A 17,472-nucleotide genomic window follows, 5' to 3' on the forward strand; every position below is an offset into this window, starting at 1 on the left:
ATTATTTTTTACCTATAGATTTTAAATAGATAATCTGATTAGTTAAGAAATCGAGAGTAATAGATTCACACTGATGCTGATAGAAATCTATCAGTAAGTCAGTAAACTCCTTTTTATCCCTCTGAATTGTTTCAATAAACTCAAGGTGTGTTAGCTTATTAATATTACCAAATGATACATCGCTCCCAATACTGCGTATACTTCCAATACACTTCAACTTTGTACTTTTTACCAGCTTACAGTAAGCATCCAGTGGCAAACTGTAACCTACCTTTTTAAAGTTATTTAAGAAGGGCATTGTCGAACCATCAAAAAATTCTTCGCTTATGTGAGTGCAGTAATTATCTAACACGTTCATTGCAGCTTGTGATAAGTACTCATGATACTTCTTTTGATTTGAGATACTTTGTAAACCGTGCTGTGAAAATATCTTGTCAAGACTGCTGGGTGAGATATAGTCTTCAACAAAGTCTTCAATACAAAAGTCATAGGTCGTACGAAAAATCACATCGTCTGATACGAAATCCTCCATTTGTTCAACTTGGTGCTGTATATATTCTCTCTGTCTTTGGAGATAGCTTTTTCGATGGTTAAATCTGGCTTTGAAATACTGCTTTAAATTTGAACTATCACCGACTTCTACAACGTCACCAGCTAAAATATCTTTAGAGTACGCACCAGATAAATCCTGTTCCGACATATCAAGGTCCGAGGAAGCGGTATCTGGTCCTTCTAAAAGCATTAGCTGAACATTCGGAATATGTCGCCGTGCGATCAGCCAATTTGTTAATCCGTTAATAATACTCTTATTAGTCAGCTCCCCATAAGGAAAGGCATCACACCAGAGTATTCCATATAAATGCTTTAGCCAGCGCATATCATCCCTTAGAAATGGATTAGAATGATGTTCGACTAAGAAGCTTTTTGTCTTAAACTGAGGTGGGATAACAAACACAAAACCCAATGGCAGGTTGCGGTTACCTACTGAAAGATAGATCACCTCCCCTTTTTCAACAGAGTTGCTACCCTCTCTCAAGTTCAAAAGTCCTTCATTCGTTTCAACGTACGCGATATCTTCATCATGGTTAAACAAAATGTAGGTTTTTTTACTGCCATTATCTAAGTAGCTAACCGGCATAAAATCCTGCACCGCATCTCTCAGCAATGAGCGAAAGATGAGGTAAGTCTCATGAGTTGGTAAGCCCAAGACAAATACACTTTGATAGTTCAGCAGTGTTTGCTTGAGGTTAAGCATTTAACGAATCCAGCTTTTCAGCTAATTGAGCAACCTGAAATAGCTTCTGCTCTTTTTCTTGCTGAGAAAGTTGCAAATTACTCTTAAGTTCTGCTATTTGATCTGCTAATTCTCTGACCATGGATTCGCTGTCCATCATGACGCTTAGTGATAGCTTAACCATAAACTGTTCAATAAGTTCATCTGAAGCGGTTTTAACCGATTCAATATAAGAACTCATTGAGTTATTCATCTGTCGACAATAGAATTCACAAGACAAATTTCTTTGCTGCTCTTTTTGCTGTTGCTTTTGATTTTCAGCCAAAGCCTGAAGCTCTGCCTCCAGTTCAGATCTACGCTGTAACAACAGCTCTTTCTTTTTCTGTCCGTAAGCTATTTTCTCGTTGAGCAATCCCATATCGCTCATTTTTTTCAACTGCCTTTGGACTTTACTTTGTACCTCATGCTCAGCTTTGGCACGCAGCTCTTCAAACTGACGCCTGTGATTCTCGTCAATACGAGAGCTTGGTGGCTCATCGAAATTCTCTCCGAGCTTTCGCATCCAGAACTCGGCTTCCAGTAACTGAAGCGAATTCAAAGCAACCTGCCCTAAGTTCTGCTCCTTTTCATCACTTGAATTGGCTAGCTTAGCCGCACTTTGTTGGGATTTTTCCTTTAGCTTTCTATAGTTACTGACATGCTTTTGAGCAATTGGCTTGTATTTATCAACTGCCGATTTAGCAGTTTTAATGACCGTTGTCGCTTTCTTTACTGCTTTCGTGGCTTTAATTGCTGTTTGAGTTGCATCAATCGTTTTTTTTGTGGTTTTCGCTGCATCAATAGCTTTTTTACCATTCGTCACCGCCTTTACTGGCCCAGCAGGGGTTGGAATAAACATCACCGCAAGATCAACTGCCTGCCCCAGCATACTAAACGTTTTTGAAAACGAAGAGTCGCCTGGATTAGTGATATATTGAGGGGCATATGACAATTGATTAACTGTTTCCTTCGAGACTTCCGCTTCAAGTGAAATAGCGCCAAGCTCACTGCTAGCCGAGCGCATATCTTCGGTCAACTGAGATACTGAATTGTTAAGCTCAATTTCTTCAGCATCCATACTGTTAAGCTGGCGAGATATTGCGAGTAAAACCTCATCAGAGTTACTAACCACTTCATCAAGTGTTGGTGTGTTCATCTCAACGGAAAATCCTTCAGCCGATAAGCGCCCGCCTACCAAACCGAGTGCTGACAGCTGCTCATTCTGCTGGCGATAAATAGATTCCACAGATATCGTCAATCGCTCAGACACTCTGGTATTAATATTTAAAGCCAGTTCTTTAACACTCTGATCAGAATATTCTCTAACTTTTGTCGGAGAATCTATCCAAATGGCTGTTGAGAGTGTTTTTCGGTAGTCATCAACTGCCTGAACTTTTAATCGCTCAAGCTCTCGCCCAATATCCCTTTTAACTAAAGAGAACTCATGCTCTAGGCTTTCTTTTAACAACATCCCATCTTTTTTCTGCAAAGCTAGCTCTGTTTCCAGTTGCTTGACATCGGACTCAAACTGTTCAGGATCACCTTGATACTCAAACTCTATCAACTGGATTGTCTTATCCAACTGGGTTTGAAAATCAGCCGTTAGTTTACGCATGTTATTTGAGACAGCTCTTTCTAAGGACAATCGAACATCATCAGCGAAATAGCCTTTCAACCATTGCTGCAAGCTTTTAAAGTTTTCCTGCCAACGCGGTTGCTCCAATTTGTTAGATATAGCAAAGTAGTGCTGACTAGTATCAACCACTTGCTCGAGAATTTGGCAATCTTCAGCTACAACGCTCTCAACGGATTCTTCACACTCGTTAATCTCATCCATTCTGGTACGAACAAATAAAACATCCAGACCAAACTTACTAATACGTTCTAGGAAGTTAAGGTCAGATATTGAAGGTTGATTACCACTTACATATAAGAATGCTTGAGCAGCAGGCAGAAACTCGTACGTCATCGCCTCATGAGCACTATGAAGTGTGTTTATTCCCGGAGTATCTACGAGCACCAGTCCATCCTCTAGCAACGGACTATTAAGTTCGATATCCAGTGAGCTAATATCGTCAATATTTAACTCAGGAAGCTGAATACTTAATTCACCACGACTGATACTTTGTTGGCTAAGGCACTTAGCCATTGAAATATCCAGCACTAATTCTTGATTGTTATTAAGCTTAATCAGTAACTTATCTTGCTCACCAAAACGAATAGTTGTTAAGAACGAAGTTGTTTCTGTCGTTAGGGTTGGGAGTATGTCTCTTCCCAACAAATTGTTGATAAAATGTGATTTACCAGCAGAAAACTGCCCAACTACTGGCAGATAAAACTGTTTGTTCTCTATGCTGGATTGTAAGTTCTCAAGCTGCATTCGTGTCTGAGGAGCAGCGTCAATATCAATGGCAACCGACTCCAAAGTCTGCATCGATTCAATTAGCGCATGATTCATACTAGGCTCCCACAAACACTTCTGAAATGTTTCTTTGTTCTATGACATCTACAGCCTGCTCTTCCAGATCACACTGAACACCAATTGCAGCAATTAGAATCTCTGAAATCTGCTCATTCTTCTGTTCGCATTTTTCTATGAGTTGCTCTTTTTCACTGATACTACCTTCAAGATCCATTTTCTTAAGCTCTAGTTCTTGCTTCTTTCTTAATAATTTGTCGGAAAGGCTGCTCTCCAAACTATGTGATAGCAATGGAATCAATGACTTTTCCTGAGAGCGTAAACGGCTAGAAATTTCACTTAACGCCTCACTGCGTATGGAGTCAATTCTCTCTTCTATATCTTCCTGTATTTTCTTTAATTGTGTTTTAAAGTGACGCTTCTGTGTAGCATTAAACTCCTCAGTTAAGGAACGTTTTTGATCTTCCAATCTCTTAAGCTTGTTATTTGTTTCCTTAGAGGCTAAATGTGATGCCTCTATGTCCTGATATTCAATACCACTCAACTCAGCAGTTACCTCTGCAATATCTGAATCATATCGCTTCTCAACAGATTGTTTATGTTGTTGAAAGTTTTTTATTCGAGCATCATCTTTAGTAATCTTAGTTTTTCTAACAATTTTTTTGCCGAACAGCCAGCTCCACCCTTTGCCTATAACACCGTCACGAGACTCTCGGTCTATGTCTTCACTTTCGACTCTATCAACAGTTGGCGCTGGCCCCATTCCAGCTAGCTCTGAATGCTTCTGATCCATCAGCGTACGTTTACGCTCTTCCAGTGACTCTTTTTTATGCGTAAGCCTGATTGCAGACTTTTCTTCTAACTCTGACGAGTTTAAACGTTGTTCTAATTTTTCAATTTCGTCTTCTAAGTCAGTCCGTCGTTTATCTACTTCTGCATAGTCTAATGACAAGGTGTATTGACCTATTTCATCACTTTTGCCAAGTTCGACAGGCTGTGCCAATTTGGATAGTTCCTCATTTATTCCCTCCAGCTCAATATCCGCAATAGATTGGATATTCCCTTCAAGCTCTGCTTGAAATGATAAAGCAAACAACGCCAGGCTGCTGTTCACATCGTCTTCTAGGCGAGAGATAAAGCGTTTCAAACTTGTTTCTGCATCATCATCCATTAACAACCTGTCATGATCTATGATGAAGTCACTATCAAATTTATCCATGTAGCGTTCACGAATTGATTCTAATGTACCTGTCATCGTATTTTCTGCCGCAATACGCGACTGACGAACTTGACGTTTAATTGTTCTTTTGTTGTTTTCAACCGTTTCACCAATTTTTTCTAGCTGTTGTTCTAACGCACTTATTTGGGCTAATACCTCGCCTTTACTGTGACTTTCTTGTAGTTCACTGATCAATTGGCTGTTTGCCTTGCGCGTGTTTTCAAGTAGTTTGATCACACGATTAACTGGCTCTAAAAGTTCAGAACGTGCTTTTTCTCCTTGGGTGAGAAAACGCCATAAGCGCTCTTCAAATTCCAATAGGCGTGACTTTTCAAAAAGAGCCTGCTTTTGCTCTGCGTTATAGTCTCGCTCAACTATCTTTTTATCGCTGCGGGCGACAAGGGCATCCTGCGCTGAAATAGGCCAGATCTCAGGTACCGATTGGGCATGTGGAAATTTACTCTGATAACTTTCAGTCAATATCTTAAGCACTGATTCAATTGACTCCTCATTTAAGTTAATAGTGTCAATTTTATTTAGCACCAACAGAATTGTACCCACTTCTCCTTTCAAGCGATCTAAAAACTCGAAATCGCTGTTCTTACCAGGTTGTTCTGCGTTAAATAAAAAGATACACGCATGAGATTTTTTAATCTGCTCTTCGGTTATTTTACGGTGACCTTCCCTTACCCCATTTAACCCTGGACTATCGACTAAAATCACGTCGTTTTGCAAGAAATCCGAATCTAAAAACAAATCAACTTGTTGAATGGAACTCGCTACCTCTTCACCTTTGGTCGTTGCAAATTTTTCTACATTATCAAATGAAGCCTCTGCGAAACTCTGGGTAGTACCATCGTTATAAATAACACGTAGCCCTTCATCGGGTTCAGCTTTACCACTATGTTTTAGGAAGTTCACTGTTGCCGTTGTTTCGCCACTAAACGAAGGTAAATACTTATCCCCCATCATTGAATTAAGAAAGGTTGATTTTCCTGCACTAAACTCACCAACAACAACGATAGAAAATTCGCCGTTTTCTACCTGGCGATATAACTCTTCGAACGCATGTTCATTTTCAACATCATCGGTGTTCTGATAGAACTGACATGTTCTTTCAAGCAGCGTCAATACCCCTGCTTTTTTCTCATCATATTGTTTTTTATAATCCATTATTAAAACACCTTAATTTTTACAATACTCTTCTTTTATTGCGCTTATTTCTGTTGCTGCATTTTTTAGAAGCGGTAGTTCAAGATTCTTAGATTGCCCATCAAGCAATTCCAGCTTTTGTCTATAAAGTGCAAATTTTTGCTTATGGTACTGATAGAGCTTATCTGACACCGACGAAAGCTCATTTTTAATCGTGGATTTTATAATCTTATTTAGTGAACCAATAGCCTCAACCTTCAAGTTTGTTTCTACCTTCTGACAAAGCTCATTTCTTTTCTCTCTAGTGACCTGCTGACGGTGGTTTCTTAGCTTTGATTCGATATGTTGATTCATCTCTAAAATACGCTTTTCGTGTCTTTCGATCTTTTTCTCTAAGCGCTCTTGACCCAATTTTGATATATCCATCGAGGAATTAGCTTCATTCAACTGACTTTGAAGGCGATTTTTCTTCATGTTGAGCGTACTAATTTGAGCTGTGTACAGATTGCGAATCTCATCCAGATCACGATCATACCGCTGTTGCTCACTTCTATCCGCTGCTCGATAGGTTTCTCTTTTTTCAGAAAAGAAGTCCAGAACTCCACCTAAAAGGCCACCGCGCTCAACTGTTCTGCTTCTGGTGATATACTCAACGCCTGGCCGTTTACCTAGACGCTGAATCTTTGTATCTCTTTTGTTTTTAGTGCTGCGCGTATTGGTATTGTTATTGACTAATTCTGTTTGAATTTTTTCCTGTAACTTAGCAAGTGTTTGTTGATTATCCGTGTTTGCTTTTAGACCGAATTCTAAATTGGTTAGATTTCCCTTTTCGTTATTCAGCTTTGCACGATCTTGACTGACAATGTTGATATCAAGCTCAAAGGTTAATCCACTTACCTTATGTGATTTTTGATAGTCAATGGCTACCTCAGAGGTAAAACGATCTGTTTCTAGAATTCCGATCTCATAAACATCTTCGATATTACTTTGTAGTAACCTCTGTATAACGGTGCGCATCTTCATAATGCCTTGGTCAATTTTTTTCCCATAGGTATTATGAATTACACTTGCTTGCAATTGATCCAAATCTTCACTTTGAATATAGTTTCGCAATTCTTCATTTAGTCTGATTAACTCATCTTTTAGATAATGAAGCGTATGATTTTCTAAATCTGTAGAGCGCGAATTCAGGTAGGCCTTTATCTTGTTCCAGCTTTTATTCTTCCGGTCTTCCAAATTCTCAAGATACTGGGATATCCGTCCATCACTTCCCATCCTATGTTGCTGTTCAATACAGGCTATCTCTTGGCGTAAATTATCCTCTATATCATTGATAGCGGAGGTCAGTCCCTTGAGTGCAACATCCTTAATATCATACTCACTGTGATGTTCGACGTAATCCTGTAACCTTTGCTCAAATACATCAAACCGTGAACCACTCCGTAAGCTGTTACGTTCAGCGTCTGTTAGCTCAGTTAGATCTGAGCTATACAGTTTTTTGAAGGAAGTATCCTTATGTACTAATGCCTTTAGTGCTGAGATAGCAAAAGTTTCGCATTCTTGTCCTTCAAAGAAATGGCTCGAAAAGTGCGTTGATATTTGGTCATGAAAATCTGCAAGGACCTTATCAACACTTTCCCCCTCTAGCTCGTTTACCGAATCTATATGATTCAATAGATAGAAAATTCGACTTTGATGCTTTGAAAGCAATTTTAAGAACTCTAGGTCGGTTTCGGTCAACGCTCTCAAATGGAACAAAAAGATGCTTGCGTGAGCTCCCTCAACTTCAGCAAGAGTGATAGAGCGATGTCCATCAGCAGTCCCATTTAATCCTGGGGTATCAACGAGCACTACTGGCGTTTCGATATTCAAAAAATGAGTATATACATGAACACTTTGAATCTCGTCGACAACACTGAATTGACTCGAAAAGCTGGTTACATACTCTTTCAGGGCTTTTTGATCATCCGAAATATCAAGTGTTAATGGATCCCGAGCATCAACAAACTCAATCGTCACCTTCCCACACTTCGGATTACTTTTCGGTACGTTATGGATATATGTAATGGTTGCTGTGGTTTCCGAACGCGCATGCGGAAGCAAGTCATATCCTATTAATGCGTTAATAAATGTTGATTTACCAGTACTAAACTCACCAACGACAGCTATTCTGAACTCTTCAGCCTCTAATAGTTGTTTTATTCCATCTAGTTGAGCCTGAAAAGGTGATACACCGTAAGTTTTCTTACATAATGTTTCTAGTGAACATAAGGCTGTTCGTATTCTATTTATTTCACTTTGATTGGGCTTTTTACTCACTATTACTCCCTAATGAGCAGCATTAACTACTTCTTAATTTCGCTGTACACTGCAATATTAATGAAACTAATGCTTTTCGCACATCATTCTTCGAGATACATGTAATAACAGGCACCTCGCAGTCACAGCTTGCTCTTCTGAAAAACACGGCTCTACAGCTCTGATAGTTTGCTATCCGTAACCGAAACTAACTCTCTAAAGAACCTGATGCACTTGTCCAGCTCTTCGCGCTTGACTATATGAGCTTCGGTTCTATTGGTTTGAGCGCGATGAACAGCCTCACCTCGTTTTTTTAACCATTTATTGAGTTGTGATCTAGCTTCATCAGCGGTTTGAAAATTGTTCCAAACCCACGCTTCGGTGACATCAATACCGAAGAACTCAGCAAAAAGTGCTTTGGTCTTTTTTGAACCAGGGTTGTTAAAGTACTTAAGATGCTCATCAAGTCGGTTCTCAACAATTCTTCCAAGCTGTGAACCTATAACAACACCATATTTCGCATCAACAAGCTCTTTTGCTATGTCTTCGACATAGGTTTCCCATGCAGTGAGAGTCATTATCAATGTAGCTCTCTTAAGCACCTCTGGAGGTTGGGAGTTGGAGTTGCATCCGTTTAACTGGTCGTAACACTCTAACAATTGCTCTGCGTCTGAGATCGCATATTCAAAATTGGCTTTCGCTTCTGACATCCTTGGCCCTAATTATCATGGTTATATGCATATAATGGAATTTACCATATTTAGGCTTAAATCATGATAACTAGCTTCGATAAAATTGAGTTACTTCAATAGGCTAGTGAGCCTTGGTTTGCTAATAACGCTGACAGCCATCGCTAACAAGGAGCTAATGTTTTAAATCACCCCATTCCGAAACGTAATGCATCGGACCGCAAATTTTGTTCATTGGTGTGCAGTGAGAGTTACTTATTTGAATACCGTGTGCTTGTAACCCATTATTTCCCCTTCGGTTGCTAATTTTTCTACTTAATTCCGAAGGTACTGGAAAATCACCATCGCTCACCAGCAAGATATCAGTTTTGTACCACTCCTCTTCAAAACCCCACATATTTAGAAGCTTTGTAGAGCACCCGTTACACGGGGAAATTTCAACCTACGCTAAATCAGGCTTTGTTTGAAGTTAACTAGCTCCTGAATACTGCTAGTATGTGGATTATATATCCACTCCAAATCAAACTGCGTCTTAGACCGTTGGTACATAAAGCAATCACCGATGACTAGTGAATTAAATTTATTCCCTTGTTCTCTCTGCTCTTCAATACTCTTCATAACGTTTTTTGGTAGTTCACTCATGATGAAATCAGAGATAACCAAAACATCAGCGTTTTCATAAAACTCACTTTTCATTAACTCAGTAGCATGACGGAGTGCTGGAGCAACATCTGTTCCGCCATGAAAAGAGGAACTCAAAAACTTAATCAAAGATTCCAGCCCTTTTTTACCCGTCAAATCAAAAGTCACAATAGATGTTGAGAAGTTAATTAGATAGCAATTTCGGTCCTGCTTTCTAGCTACAGAAGACAAGTACAAGGCCATAGCTTTGGCTATGTGTTCAGGTGCACCGTACATTGAACCACTCGTATCTATGCATAAAATCATAGGTCCTAAATTCGAATCCTCTTCAACAGATTCATCTACGAGGACACTCTCCTCCTGATCTATTTCTGTAATGCCCTGCATTTCAAAACTCAATAGGCGTGATTCCAGATATTTAAGGTCAAAAAGAACTGATGTTTCAGGATCCGAAAGAAGTGCCAATTCAGAGGGTAGCGCGTGCTCAATATCCTTCCCTTGAACCACACCTACAATCTCTTCCTTTGAATTGATATCAACAACTGGTTGTTTGAATGCTACCGACTTCAATACTTTTTCAATTTTAGTTGATGATTCAATTTGCCTTACTTTCCCTAAAAGCTCAGATACCTTTTTGGCACCTTCGTTGTTTTTGAGGTAATCCGCCCATCTCTTTAGCGCTTCTATACTTCCACTTTTTAATTCAACATCAGATAAATCAAGGTACATTCCTGGCTCAAGACCTAAACTCTCTAAGCTATACATCAACTCTTCCAGTAAATTAAGCCATTCACTAATCTGTTTATAAAATTCTTCACGCTTTCTGGACAGAGTTTCGAAGTACCACTCAGATGCAGATTTATCCAGCTTCTTCTGCCAATCTAACAACAGGAGACTTCTAGCTGTATCATTAGGCTTTTTCTCTAACAACTCTTTGTGCCAAAAGGAAGAATCAACGTGATATTTAGCCTTCTTACAAAATGAGATGTAGTTTTTTAGTAATCCATCAATATCTTGATTATTCGTCCATATTTTTAGATTCGCTTGATCATCGAAAAAAGGGTTATCCACTTCTAATGACCGTTCAACACCTTCTTTCCAAGCACTGACTTTGGCTTCTACCTTAGATGACAACTCATCTAAATTACCCAGCAATAAACTTTTTTCACTTGTGAGTTCTTTCAGCAGGTTATCTGATTGCCTATGGATCAGCTCTACTGGCATAGAGCCTCCAGACGTTCACAGTCTTTAATTCGTATTTTGAGTTTATCTATCTGAGAAAGAACACCTTTCAAAGCAACCTCTGCATCTGCACTTGTAGCAAAGGGACTATGCAGCTCAACTTTATATACACTCAACTTGTCTTCTGTCTCTTTAAGGCTTTTTTTTAGCTGTCCTCTCAGGTTACCAACTGAACCTGAAAGAGATTTAATCAACCTCTCGTTTACATCACTTCTTTTATCTCCTTTGTGGAACAAAATAGAAGGGGTGAATTCAAAGTCGTTATATCTATTTCCATAACGTCTTTCGCTATACGATAGTGTACAAGATCCTTGCTCATCGAACTCACATGTAACCTCTTTTACGTCATTTCCCGATGTATCGACAGGGTGAAAAGAAGTCTTACTTTTAAACTTATTAAAAGGAATATAAACCGTTTTCTGCTTAATTTCCGGATTGCCATAAGAATATGAATTATGCTCTCTGAATTTTGCTACTACTTTAAAGTAATCCGCCTCCCCTAATGAAATTACGTCATATACATCTTCCTTATAGAAGAGCTCTTTAGTAATCTCTTTCTCTAAGCTATCTTTACTATTATCAAGATCAGCCAAATTGATATCACTAGCAATTCCACATGACTCGATAGCATTCATAACGATCTCTTCGGTACAAATCCTGTTTGCTGGAGAAGTCCATAAGCAGTGCTTTAGAAGTATTGTGTCTGTAAGGTTTGTATAATTACGCTCGTTGAAAAACGCAGATGCTTTCAACAAATTTGCAGCTTTTTGCCACCGTCGATCCGAAACATACAGACCTAACTCTTCATTTTTTTCACTGATCTCATTGCGTATATATTTGATAACAAGCAAAGTGTCATTACTAAGTTCAACATTATGTATCGCTTCATTCCACTGATTAAGCTCTGAAAGAGATACTTTAAGTTCCTTATCAACATTAGGCTCACTAGTCGAAGGCTTTGCGTTTAGTAACAAATTGAAATTATCTTCAAGTACAATTGGCGGGACCATTAAACGAGTAATAAATCGGTCATACAGAGCATCTAGCCCTTGGTTTTCTTGAGGTACTTCATTCGAGGCGCCAATAACCGAACGAATAGGTGCTTTGATAATTTCACTGCCATTTTTGAAAACATGTTCATTAATTAAGGTGAGCAGAGTGTTTAATATCGCTGGGCTGGATTTCCAAATTTCATCAAGAAATGCAAACTCTGCATCAGGAAGATACCCTTCTGTCTTACGGATATACTTATCCTGTTTGAGCTCTTGAATTGACACTGGCCCAAACACTTCTTCAGGTGTTGTAAAACGATTCATCAAATGTTCATAATACTTTTGAGACTCAAATGCACAGGCTAACCTTCTAGAAATTAAGCTTTTAGCAGTTCCAGGAGGTCCGAATAGAAAAGTGTTCTGCCCACTAAGCGTGCTCAATAATGATATAGAAAGGATCTGCTCTCTCTCATGTAACCCTTCACCAATCTGCTCCAGTAGTTGCGTTATACGTTTTTTCACTTCTGGCTGAGCTGTTTCTGTCACTCTTAAATTTTTACTGTCTTTGATTGTTTGACGTTCTTTACTTTTCACATTCATAACTAACCAACTGTTTCCTTGTTAAACTTCAAATCTGACCACTATATTAAGCCACTTAAGCTTATTGCTACGGCTGTTGTGACGAGTCTGTTCCCCGCATTTCTTGCTGCGATTGAAAAGCCTGCAATCGCTACCACAAACACCCACAAAGATTGATAACTTACTTCTAAAAGATACTCGCCCAAGAATTGCTTCGCGACCAGCAAGGCAAAGGCACTGACAAAAGATACAGCCGCCGCATCCCTATACAACAAATAAGCTCTGTGAGTTGAAGCCACTTCGTCCTGCTTATTGGATGGACGATAAAACTCTTTGTACCAATGACTGTTCTGCTCACTATTATTTTGCTTCAACAAATCATACTCGGACACGCGGGCCTTTAGGAGCACAGTGTCAATACGTCGATCTTTCTCTGATAACTGTATAAAGCGATGCCCAGGTAACACATTGCTCCATCGCCAAAATACCAAGACGCTCTTGACTTCAGCCGGCATAAGGTGGCTAAGCCACCCCGAAATCGCACCTATCGCTAACATCGCTCCACCGGTGTCTTTTAGTATATTGACATAACTGATATCAAAAGAACTTTGATTAACAAGTGATATCACGGTGAACTGAAGAACCATCAACACCGAGAGCGGGACAATGTTATTGGCTTTCATCGATAGGCCCACCATTATGCCACCTCTTCTTCATAGTCGAAGTGATATGGCTCAGGATTCATACTATTCCATCCATCACGACCAGGAGCATTATAATGGTGACAAATATCGGAGCCTCTCGTCGCTAGTGCTTTGACACCTCGGTGAGTAAAAGCATTCATAACCGCTTTTCGTGGGTGCTTAGGCTCACCATTTTTAGCAGTAGAGGCAATCGCCGTAATATTACGAGACGAACCTTGCCCGATAGGCTCTCCAACCAAACGATTTAAAACTGTCGGCCCGATGTTACGCTTACTGCCATGATGTGGGATCTGCATAAATCGAAGCTCTGCTCCGCTCGTACACTGCTCGATTTGATCTGCCGCGTAATCCAAAGCCTGAATGCCCGCATCCCCAGTAAAAACAGAGCGCCTTCCCTCGACGACCAATTGGGTGATTACACTTAAGTTGTTCTTCGCCGATGTGACTCCGTCATCATCAATCTGGTCTTCACCCCAAATGGCAAAGAAACGACTAATAGATGCGGCCACTTTGTCAAAAAAGCTTTCTAATGCATTCGTTGCAATGGCTTTTTCCGGCATGCCATCGAAATCAGGAATGAGGGATTCGTAGTATTCGACAGAAGGACCGAGAACCTTAATACCACCGCCTGTGTCAGTTAAACCAGTAAAAGGTTCACGTACACTTATCCCTTTCGATTCAGCCAACTTAACCAGTGACCACGCTTTTTCGAGGTTTTGCTTAAGGCGCTCCCCTAAGCTATTGTCCGTTACGCGTCCATCTTTGAATTTATCAGCAAGCCCTTGGTTATGTAGCCACGGCTGATGAATCCAAAGTTCTTTTACTTCGAGTTCATTAAGGACGGTTTCCAAACCGTTGATATGGTCTTGATCAGCGTGAGTATTAATGACCAAGTCCACTTTGGAAGTACCGAAACAAGTGGTGATGTGATCAATAACCTTTGAACCTGTACTTTGAAAACCACCATCAATCACAACTACCGTTTGCTCGTCACGATGACCGTGTAGATTACCGTAGCGAAGTGCGATTGCATCACCACTCTTAGACTCTTCACCAACACCTAAAAAATCAATTTCGTAACCCATAACTTTTTCCTTTTTCTATGAAAGTTAAGAGTTACTAATCAACTAGCATGCCACATTATAACATATTGTTTTTATTGGAATTGCATTGAGATGTGAAGATATGAACCGTAATAATATTTACCTATAGTAAATATTATTACCTTCAGATGAGTCAATAAAATTAACTCGCCCCTAAACAGAACTACATTACTCATGTCATCAGAGGGTGGGGTTACTTTCGTGACTTGTTGGGCATAGTCGAGCAACCGCTCGCTCGGGATAAAGCACTGCTTCTTGTTGTTCACTTTGATGCTTTTGGTTTGAGAATTGATATAGCTAGAAATTTCAAGCGCCAGCATTTGGCTCAATCGATCGAGATTCCTATCATCCAAGGTTTGCGTGACCCACTGTGCAGCGTCAGCAATATGGCCGTTAACACTCAGATCGGTGTTTTTTATCCAGTTCGGTGTGAGCTCAATGTCATTGAGCTTTGATAGCAACATGGCAATGTCATAACGGCGGATTAAGCCCTTATCTTTCAAGGCATAAGTTTCCAAGGATTAGCTTTCCAAAGCTTCAACGAAGGCAAATTACCACTCAATTTCTAGCCTTTCGGCGAGCTCATAGTAGCGGCATCCGAGCTTAGTTTATTGACTCCTGGTCGTTTGCCCGCTTCTACTGATAAGCGCGGGAAATCGTTTTTAAGCCATTTGTTAAGAGCCTTAGTAGCGCTGAGTTGTAAATGCATAATTCAATCCATAGCTAGAGAGCAGGATTAATATTTAATTAATCCTGCCACATGTATCGCATCAAGTTACAGACCCCAATTGTTCATTAGGGATGCGAGGACCAAACACCTCTCACGAGATCAAAGTCTTCATATTGAAGAGACGTGTTGTAAGAATTTGCTTTCGCTTGAAGCAAATCGTTGGGCATCGGAGTTATATCTGTGAGCTCTTGACGTTGATCTCTATCACTTGGTTCTGCAAACCCCCTGTCGTAGATCAAACCACCCTTGGCTGTGAATAAACCTCTAGAATGTAAAAAACCCGAACCATCATCATCTGCGCAATACCAGTACAACTTAATGTTCCCAGGCATAACAGCTTTTAGTTCCATTAGAGCTTGTTCTGTTTGCCCCCAAGCTGGTTTTCCGTCTTCTTCTGAAAAAATATGAAACTCGACTTCAGCCTTTTTACATAACTTCATAAGTTCAAGCAGCGTTTTACGATAACCCGACTTAGTAACACAAATAAATGGGTCGTAAATAGTAACTTTCTCCGCACCAAGTAAGAGTGCCGTGGCTGCTTTAGCTAGAGACAATGCATCTCGAGGAAATTGAGAGTTGTAATTAAAATCGGGATCTTCTAATTCAGTAATCGAAGAAACAAATATTGGCAACTGAGTAAATGATTGATCGACTAATCTATGAAACGGCACATTTCCATGACTTACTGTTGCTGCATTTGCCCAGCTACCTTCTCGATACGTTCGAGTAAACGTAACTGTCTTATTATTTTTGAAAGTTCTAAGTCGCTCTGTTGCTTTATCCAGCGAAGTTCCATTGTGCGTCTGCCTTAATTGGTCAGAGACATCTCTAAACCAAGCTTTCGGAAAACCAGACAACACAGCCCCACGGTCAAACCCTAGTCGCGCATCCAACAGAGCCAAGTCGGCCAAAGAGTTGACTTCAGTAGGCGCAACTGCAAATTCCAAATGTAGCATCAGAATAGCTCCTCTCTTCTTTCTTCAAAGAAGCCATTTGGCCAAGGTGCATCAAACTCACCCTCGTCAGTTGTTTTGATTGGAATTAAACGAGTTTTACCCTCGGATTGCTCGCAGAAAACTATCTGTACATCACTTTTCTTACAACCAAACGGTTCGTATTCGATCTCTTCATCTGCGGTTTGGCGGCGACGTTTTAACAGCCTCAATAGCAAATGTTCGCTGTGGGTCTCAACTAAAAACATACGGTCAGGATTTTTCTTAGTTGCCTCTAGCATCATGTCCCCTAAAGCCAACTGCCATTTAGGATGAATATGCAGTTCGGGTTGCTCGCACGATACGATAAGGTCTTGTTCAAGTGATGTGGCAACAACGAATGGGAATACTTGAGAAACGCCAACACCTACGCTTGATGGCAATAAATGTATGCTTGTGTGCGAGTCTTTGAGGATAACGGTTTTCTCAATCAAGCTTGCTTCACCGTGATTAGGTGCTTCAAAACAATAATTGGTGCCAAAGAAATCATTGTTTGTAAATTTCTCATTGGTCTTAGCTTTAACACTTTCATTCGAGTAAGCGAACGTCTCCCAACCCGCAGTCCCATCATACCAACGCTGTGGGCTGGTTTTACTGTTTAACACTATCGAACGATTTGGCACAACACGTAGTGGCCCGATATGAATGAAGTCTTCTAGCTTTTTCACCAACAATTTCATGGGCGCTAATATCGCTTGAGAAGATGTCGCTTCTGCAAATAACTTTGCAGCTAAAGGATGATCAGGAAAAACTTTATTCCAAGAGAATGGAGCATTAGATAGATCTAGACGAGTATAGATATTAGGTAATGCGTCCTGACCTTTCAGGAACATTTCTTCCCATTCTCCCGAATCAAATAAGTTGTTTAATGAGAACGATTCATCTACTTCCCAATGAGGTAACGGTTGATAATGAGTGATGCTACTTTGCTGTTTACCTGGTTGCGATTCTATACGACATAACTCATTTCCTTTACTGTTACACTCATAACGGCTGACGAATGTCTTCTGTTTAAGGTGATCCCATCTAATATCTAATTCGAAATTAAATTCATCCGCTTCTGAATCAGGAGTAAAGCCTAAATAAGATTCGAGTAACCAACGCTCAGAATCAGACAAGTACTCATCCCAAATATCCGATGCACCATCCCTAAAATCAAGAGTGGCACCTATAGTAATAGTGCCATTTAAGTCTTTGCCATGAACTAGGTTTTGAAATCCACCAAAATAGAGGGCCTCGCCCGCTATTGAACTATGTTGAGCATCAAAGTTCCGCTTCGCGACTACTTCGTACAAATATAACAACGCATGCAAAACAGTACTTTTACCCGTACTGTTCGCACCAAAGAAAAGCGTGATAGGTGCCAACGGAATGACAGCCTTTGTCTTTATTCCCTTAAACCCACCAACAGTCAGTGACGTTATTTTCATATTTTACC

At 40.1% G+C, this 17,472-nt stretch carries 12 protein-coding genes; all 12 read right to left on the minus strand.

Going from position 1 to position 17,472, the window contains the following annotated elements; translation table 11 throughout:
- Position 1 precedes the first annotated feature (1 nt).
- Positions 2-1,255 (minus strand): hypothetical protein, encoded by a 1,254-nt coding sequence (locus OCW38_RS19510; protein WP_261895805.1) that lies wholly within the window; start codon positions 1,253-1,255, stop codon positions 2-4.
- Positions 1,248-3,698 (minus strand): dynamin family protein, encoded by a 2,451-nt coding sequence (locus OCW38_RS19515; protein WP_261895807.1) that lies wholly within the window; start codon positions 3,696-3,698, stop codon positions 1,248-1,250. Before OCW38_RS19515 ends, OCW38_RS19510 begins: the two co-directional genes overlap by 8 nt.
- 34 nt (positions 3,699-3,732) lie before the next feature.
- On the minus strand, positions 3,733-6,084 hold the full coding sequence (locus tag OCW38_RS19520; RefSeq protein WP_261895809.1) for a dynamin family protein: 2,352 nt from the start codon (positions 6,082-6,084) through the stop codon (positions 3,733-3,735).
- 12 nt (positions 6,085-6,096) lie between these two features.
- On the minus strand, positions 6,097-8,382 hold the full coding sequence (locus OCW38_RS19525) for a dynamin family protein (protein WP_261895811.1): 2,286 nt from the start codon (positions 8,380-8,382) through the stop codon (positions 6,097-6,099).
- Positions 8,383-8,534: 152 nt separating this feature from the next.
- Entirely contained in the window at positions 8,535-9,071 is a 537-nt protein-coding gene (locus OCW38_RS19530) for a HEPN domain-containing protein (protein WP_261895813.1), read from the minus strand.
- 426 nt (positions 9,072-9,497) lie between these two features.
- Positions 9,498-10,916 carry a VWA domain-containing protein gene (locus OCW38_RS19535; protein WP_261895815.1) on the minus strand — a complete coding sequence of 473 codons (1,419 nt, stop codon included), beginning with the start codon at positions 10,914-10,916 and terminating at the stop codon, positions 9,498-9,500.
- Positions 10,907-12,526, minus strand: coding sequence for an AAA family ATPase (locus OCW38_RS19540; protein WP_261895817.1), 1,620 nt, complete (start codon positions 12,524-12,526; stop codon positions 10,907-10,909). Before OCW38_RS19540 ends, OCW38_RS19535 begins: the two co-directional genes overlap by 10 nt.
- A gap of 41 nt (positions 12,527-12,567) precedes the next feature.
- Positions 12,568-13,188, minus strand: a complete 621-nt coding sequence (locus tag OCW38_RS19545) for a hypothetical protein (protein WP_240798956.1) — start codon at positions 13,186-13,188, stop codon at positions 12,568-12,570.
- 14 nt (positions 13,189-13,202) lie between these two features.
- Positions 13,203-14,294 (minus strand): ComEC/Rec2 family competence protein, encoded by a 1,092-nt coding sequence (locus OCW38_RS19550; RefSeq protein WP_261895821.1) that lies wholly within the window; start codon positions 14,292-14,294, stop codon positions 13,203-13,205.
- 71 nt (positions 14,295-14,365) lie between these two features.
- Positions 14,366-14,830 carry a hypothetical protein gene (locus tag OCW38_RS19555; protein WP_261895824.1) on the minus strand — a complete coding sequence of 155 codons (465 nt, stop codon included), beginning with the start codon at positions 14,828-14,830 and terminating at the stop codon, positions 14,366-14,368.
- Between the two features lie 277 nt (positions 14,831-15,107).
- Positions 15,108-15,998: a hypothetical protein gene (locus tag OCW38_RS19560; RefSeq protein WP_261895826.1), complete on the minus strand. Its 891-nt coding sequence runs from the start codon at positions 15,996-15,998 to the stop codon at positions 15,108-15,110.
- Complete coding sequence (locus OCW38_RS19565) at positions 15,998-17,464, minus strand: AAA family ATPase (RefSeq protein WP_261895828.1); 1,467 nt, start codon at positions 17,462-17,464, stop codon at positions 15,998-16,000. Before OCW38_RS19565 ends, OCW38_RS19560 begins: the two co-directional genes overlap by 1 nt.
- Positions 17,465-17,472: the final 8 nt, after the last annotated feature.

This window comes from Vibrio cyclitrophicus (assembly GCF_024347435.1).
GTDB classification, from domain to species: domain Bacteria; phylum Pseudomonadota; class Gammaproteobacteria; order Enterobacterales; family Vibrionaceae; genus Vibrio; species Vibrio cyclitrophicus.

Coding starts and splice junctions, on each gene's coding strand:
- OCW38_RS19510 (WP_261895805.1), bottom strand. CDS start 1,255: ATGCTTAACCTCAAGCAAACACTGCTGAACTATCAAAGTGTATTTGTC.
- OCW38_RS19520 (WP_261895809.1), bottom strand. CDS start 6,084: ATGGATTATAAAAAACAATATGATGAGAAAAAAGCAGGGGTATTGACG.
- OCW38_RS19530 (WP_261895813.1), bottom strand. CDS start 9,071: ATGTCAGAAGCGAAAGCCAATTTTGAATATGCGATCTCAGACGCAGAG.
- OCW38_RS19535 (WP_261895815.1), bottom strand. CDS start 10,916: ATGCCAGTAGAGCTGATCCATAGGCAATCAGATAACCTGCTGAAAGAA.
- OCW38_RS19540 (WP_261895817.1), bottom strand. CDS start 12,526: ATGAATGTGAAAAGTAAAGAACGTCAAACAATCAAAGACAGTAAAAAT.
- OCW38_RS19545 (WP_240798956.1), bottom strand. CDS start 13,188: ATGAAAGCCAATAACATTGTCCCGCTCTCGGTGTTGATGGTTCTTCAG.
- OCW38_RS19550 (WP_261895821.1), bottom strand. CDS start 14,294: ATGGGTTACGAAATTGATTTTTTAGGTGTTGGTGAAGAGTCTAAGAGT.
- OCW38_RS19560 (WP_261895826.1), bottom strand. CDS start 15,998: ATGCTACATTTGGAATTTGCAGTTGCGCCTACTGAAGTCAACTCTTTG.
- OCW38_RS19565 (WP_261895828.1), bottom strand. CDS start 17,464: ATGAAAATAACGTCACTGACTGTTGGTGGGTTTAAGGGAATAAAGACA.